Raw genomic sequence first — 5,622 nt, 5'->3', positions numbered from 1 at the left:
GTTGTCACCACAGTGGGGGCCCTTGAGGTTGAGCTTGGCGCCGCAGGTGGCGTTGCAGCTGGTGCAGTTGGCGGTGCCGTAGGGGCACTCGGTCTCGTTGGTGGTATTGCCGTCGTCGCAAACCTCGCCATTGCTGACGGTGTCGTCACCGCAGTAGGGGCCGGTGAGGCTGAGCTCGCCCGAGCAGGTCGCGTCGCACCGGGTGCAGTTCGCCGAGCCATAGGGGCAGGAGGTCTCACTGACCTTGTTGCCGTCGTCGCAGGCCTCGCTCGTGTCGTTCTTGGCACCGTCCCCGCAGTAGCGGCCGGAGAGGGTGAGGGTGGCCGAGCAGGACGCATCACAGGCCGAGCAGCTCACCGTGCCATAGACGCACTCGGTCTCGGTGACCTTGTTGCCGTCATCACAGCTCTCCTTGTCGGTCCTGGCGCCGTCACCGCAGTAGCGGCCGGTGAAGGTGAGGGCCGCCGAGCAGCTGGCGTTGCAGGTGGTGCAGGACTCGGTGCCGTAGGCGCACTCGGTCTCGTTGGTGGTGTTGCCGTCGTCGCAGGCCTCGACGTGCGAACCCGTCAGGGCGACATGGCCATCGCCGCAGAGGTTGGCCTTGCACGTGGTGAGGCAGTCGTCCGCATTGGTGGTGTTGCCGTCGTCGCACTGCTCGCCCGACACCGTGTTGGTGAAGGCGTCTCCGCAGACGCTGGGCGTGCAGTCGGAGTCGCAGAAGGTGGTGTTGCCACCGTCATCGCACTGCTCACCGGCCGCCGTGTTGAGGTACTTGTCACCGCAGGCGGACGGGCTGCAGTCGGAGTCGCACGTCTTGGAGTTGCCGCCCGTGTCGCACACCTCGCCCCGCGCGGGGTTGGTGAAACTGTCGCCGCAGAAGGCGACGGAGCAGTCCCGGTCGCAGTTGGTGGAGTTCGCGGGACCGAGGTTGTCGCACTGCTCGCCCGCGCTGGAGTTCACGATGCCGTCGCCGCACGCGGGCGCCGTGCAGTTGGCGTCGCAGGTGGCGGACTCACCGTTCGTGTCGCACTCCTCGCCAGCGGTGGCGTTCCTGATGCCGTCGCCGCAGACGCGCACCGTGCAGTTGGCGTTGCAGCTGGCCGACTCGCCGCTCGTGTCGCACTGCTCCTCGAGGTCGCGCACGCCGTTGCCGCAGCCCTCGCTCGACAAGCAGTCGGCGCTGCACTTGTCGCCGCTCATGTTGTTGCCGTCGTCGCAGATCTCCCCGACGGCCGTGTCCTTGATGCCGTTGCCGCACGTCTCGTTGGACTTGCAGTCGACGCTACAGCCGTCGGCGTTGTTGTTGTTGCCGTCGTCGCAGACCTCGCCCTTGGCGGTGTCGATGATGCGGTTGCCGCAGACCTCCTGGGAGAGGCAGTTGCCGCTGCACCCATCACCGCTCTCGAGGTTGCCGTCGTCGCAGACCTCGCCCTTGACGGTGTCCGTGACGCGGTTGCCGCAGACCTCGACGGAGATGCAGTCGGCGCTACAGCCGTCACCACTGACGTTGTTGCCGTCGTCGCAGGCCTCGCCGATGGGGTCCTTGATGCCGTTGCCGCACGCCTCGTTGGACTTGCAGTCGGCGCTGCACTTGTCCCCGGAGTTGGTGTTGCCGTCGTCGCAGACCTCTTTGTCGTCCCGGATGCCGTTGCCGCAGACCTCGATCGACTTGCACTCGAAGTCGCAGCCATCGCGATTGTTGATGTTGCCGTCGTCACAGGCCTCGGTCGCCTGGATGATGCCGTCGCCGCAGCCGGTCTTGATGCACACCTCCTGCTTCGCGGCGCACTGCTGGCCGGCAGGGCACACGAGGCCCGAGGGGCAGAAGACGCTCTCGGGCTCGAAGCAGGAGGAGAGCAGGGGCAGGGCCAACGCCAGCACGAGCATGGCGATGCGGCCGAGGTGCGCCTGGGAAGAAGTCTCACGTCTCATGGGGTCGCCTCAGAAACGGAAGAGGGCCTGGACACCGCGCGTCCCACCACCGAGCAGAGGGGAGATGCTCACCACCTCCAGCTGCTGCTTCTGGTTGGGATCGACTCGGAAGGGCTGGGGTTGGTTGAGGTAGACGAGCACCGCGCCGGTGACCAGCGCGGCTCCACCGACGGCGTAGCCGCCAATGGCCAGGTTCTGGAACGTGTTGCCGCGGCTCAGCGAGCCCTGGAGCGCCGGGTTCAGGTTGCAGCCTCCGCACTCGGTGATGCCGGTGTCGAAGGCCTCGAGGTTGTCGCGCGCCTGGACGTGGAGCCAGCCACCGCCGGCCGCCACGGCCAGGCCCGCGCCCACCATGAGCCAGGGCGTCGCCGCCGGCCAGCGCCTGCGGTACTGGATGAGATCCTCGTTGGTGTACAGCTTCAGGTCGAGCTTCGCCGTCTCGCCGGGGAGGATGGTGCGGCTCATGTCGCTGGGCACGTAGCCCTCGCGGGTGGCGATGATGCTGTGCGCGCCGGGACGCACCAGCCCCGTGTAGCGACCGGGGGCCTCGAACAGCTTCTGGCCGTCCATCGTCACCACGGCGCCGGGCGAGTCACAGGCGATCTCCACCCGGGCGAGCTGCTTCTCGATGAGCGTCTTGTAGCCGCGGGCGTACTCGAACTTCTCCTTCTCCAGGGGCTCCGGGCCGTAGGCCATCGCCGCCACCAGGTGCTCGTGGACCTCGATGGGCTGGTCGAGGTTCATCAGGGCGAGCGCCAGGTTGTAGTGGATGCCGGGGTGGTCCCAGAGCGCGAGCGCCTTGCGGTAGTTCTCCACGGCCTTGATGAAGATGGACTCCTTGAGCAGGCCGTTGCCCGACTCGAAGAGCGCGATCGCGGCCTCCTGCTGCTGCTTGGCGACTCCCTTGGCCCAGGGGCGCTCCCCCGTCGACGAGAGCGCGGAGTCCGATGGGCGCAAAGCGCCAGCGCTGGGCGGCTCGGTCGAGACGGGGGCATCGGGGCTGGCCAGTGGCGTGGAGTCGGGCGACCCGACGGGCTGCTGGACGCCGGGCCGGAGCTTGCCACGCGAGCGCTGCTTGGACGCGCGCTGGGAGGTTGTCCGCTGGGCGTCCGCGGGCACCGACCAAAGCACCAGCAGCGACGCCATCACGGTGAGCGCGACCCTGGACCTGTTCATCACCATTCTCACGGTTCTTCTCACTTCAAGACCTCGACGACCGGACTGCCGAGCTGCGACTGAAGGCGATGGACGCGCTCCTGCTCACGGCGGAGCAACGAGGCGAGCTCCTGCGCGGCGCGGATGGCGTCCTCCTTGGCCTGGCGGGCCGTGACGGCGCTCTGCTCGGCGCGCTTCTTGGCGCTCCTGGCACGCAGCTGCGCCTCCTGGGCCCGATCCAGCGCCGACAGCAGCTCGTCGTTCTTGCGCAGCAGCTCCTCGTTGGTGAGCGCCACCTGCGCATTGGCCGCCTCCGCCGCCTGCTGCGCCTTCGGGCGCTCCAGCTCCTTGGCCTGCACCTCGGCCAGGCGCTGCTTGGCCTCGGCCTCGGCGGTGCGCGCCGTGGCCGCCGCCTCGCGCGCCGTGGCCTCGGCCGCCGTCGCCACCACCGCCTGGCGCTCGGCCTCCTGCTGCGCGTTGCGGATGACCACCAGCGCCACGCCCGCCGCGATGACCAGCAGCCCCAGGAACACCGAGGAGCCGATGAGCAGTGCCCGTCGCAGCCGCTTGCCCTTCTTCGCCTGCATGAAGACGGCCTCGAGGAAGTCGGCCTGGAGCTGGGGCAGCTCCCCGCGGAAGCGGCGCTGGAAGCGCTGGGCCTCCTCCACCATCTCGCCGCGCCACAGCAGGTTGTCGTCGAAGTTCTTCGCCTGCCACTGCCGCGCCCCGTTGCGCAGCTGCTCCAGGAAGCCCGCGTCCTCCTGGCCCTCGTCCAGCCAGCGGCGCAGCGTGGGCCAGCTGTGCAGCAGCGATTCGTGGACGATCTCCACCGTCGCGCCCGCGGCACCGCCTCCCGTCTGCACGACGAGCAGGCGCGCCTGCACGAGGTGGTCGATGAGGCGCTGCATCTCCCCCGCGTCCTTCGTCAGCTCGCGCAGCTCGTCCACGGAGACGATGGCGCGCGTGCGCTCGGGGGTGACGAGGCGCAGGAAGAGCGCCCGCACCAGCGTGCGCTCCTGGGTGGTCATCCCCGCGAGCACGCTGTCGGCGTGGCTGGCGAGCGCACCGGCGATGCCTCCGATGGACTGGTAGGCGCTCTCGGTGAGCAGCCGGCGCGAGGGATCCCTCAGCTCCCAGAGCTGGGTGGCGGCGAACTGGAGCAGCGGGAGCGCGCCCTGGGTGGACTCCAGGTGCTCCAGCATGTCGTCCACCAGGATCGGCGACTCGAAGCGGTAGCCGGCCATCTCCGCCGGCTGCACCAGCGCGTCGCGCAGGCCCTCGCGGTTGGGCGAGGTGAGGAAGTAGAGGCCCTGGCTCAGCTCGCCCATGAAGCGCTCGTCCTCGGGCACCCGGTCCAGGAAGTCGGAGCGGATGGAGAGCACGACGCGGATGGGCGAGGTGGCATCGTCCGCGATGCCCGAGAGGCACGCGGTGAAGGCCAGGCGCTCCTGCGCGTCCGGTACCAGCGTGTAGAGCTCCTCGAACTGGTCGATGAAGAGGAGGATCTTCCGGCGCTCGCGCCGGGCGCGGCTGCGCAGCACGTTGCCCACGTAGCCAGGCTCGGCGTACAGGCGCTCGACGAGCTTCTGCTGCTCCTGGATGTCCTGGTCGATGGTGGTCGAGGAGGACATGAGCGGCGCGACGATGCTCGCCAGGGCCGCCAGCGGGTTGCGGCCGGGACGGATGACGAGCGACTCCCAGGCCGAGCCGGAGCGCTTGAGCACCGGCACCAGGCCGGCGCGCACGAACGAGGACTTGCCCGTGCCAGAGGGGCCGACGACGGCGATGAGCGGCCGGTCGTTGATGCGGTTGACGAGGGCGGCGATGTCCCGCGAGCGGCCGAAGAAGCGGTCCGCGTCCGCCTCCTGAAAGGAGCTGAGGCCGGCGTAGGGGCTCTCGTCGATGCGCAGCTCGCGCGAGTAGCGCCCGGGCAGGAAGGGCTCCAGGGCGCGCAGGAGCGAGAGCGCGTCCGGGAAGCGCTCCTCCTTGCGCTTGAGCAGGCAGCGGTCGACGACGGCGGCCAGCTCGGGCGGCACGTCCGGCGCCATCGTCCGCAGGCTGGGCATGGCCTCGTCGAGCATCGCCGTGACCATGAGCTGCGGGCCGCGCAGCGGGTCCAACGGGTGCTTCCCGGCGATCATCCGGAACAGCATGATGCCCACGGCCCAGATGTCCGTGCGGTGGTCGATGGGCACGCCGATGCCCCACTGCTCCGGGGACATGTACGCCATCGTGCCCATGATGGAGCCGCGGCGGGTGAGGTTGGCGACGTCCTCACCCATGTCCGCCATGGCGGGCAGGTGGGGCTGGCCGTCGGGGGAAGGGGACTCGGGCGGCTCGTCGCCCTGGAGCACCTTGGCGATGCCGAAGTCGAGCACCTTGATGCTGCCCGAGTCCGTCACGACGATGTTCTCGGGCTTGAGGTCGCGGTGGACGATGCCCTGCTCGTGGGCGCACGCCAGCGCGCGTACCACCGGCACCATCAGCTCCACCGCCCGCGCCGCCGGCAGCCGCTGGCCGGCGATCGTCTTCATC

Annotated in this window: 3 protein-coding genes; all 3 read right to left on the bottom strand. The window is 69.5% G+C overall.

The window, feature by feature from the left end:
- On the bottom strand, positions 1–1,932 hold a 1,932-nt coding region (locus VF794_RS20265), incomplete at its 3' end, for a DUF4215 domain-containing protein (RefSeq protein ID WP_331112847.1).
- A gap of 9 nt (positions 1,933–1,941) precedes the next feature.
- Complete coding sequence (locus VF794_RS20260) at positions 1,942–3,108, bottom strand: hypothetical protein (protein WP_331112846.1); 1,167 nt, start codon at positions 3,106–3,108, stop codon at positions 1,942–1,944.
- Between the two features lie 20 nt (positions 3,109–3,128).
- Positions 3,129–5,622: protein kinase domain-containing protein (locus VF794_RS20255; protein ID WP_331112845.1), on the bottom strand; the 2,494-nt coding region annotated here is incomplete at its 5' end.

The organism is Archangium sp. (assembly GCF_036389735.1).
Taxonomy (GTDB): domain Bacteria; phylum Myxococcota; class Myxococcia; order Myxococcales; family Myxococcaceae; genus Archangium.
The sequence above is the reverse complement of the archived record's forward strand: the minus strand, read 5'-3'. Positions and strand labels throughout refer to the sequence as shown.

Bases quoted from the DNA above. Each gene is read 5' to 3' on its own strand.
- VF794_RS20260 (WP_331112846.1), bottom strand. From the start codon at position 3,108: ATGAACAGGTCCAGGGTCGCGCTCACCGTGATGGCGTCGCTGCTGGTG.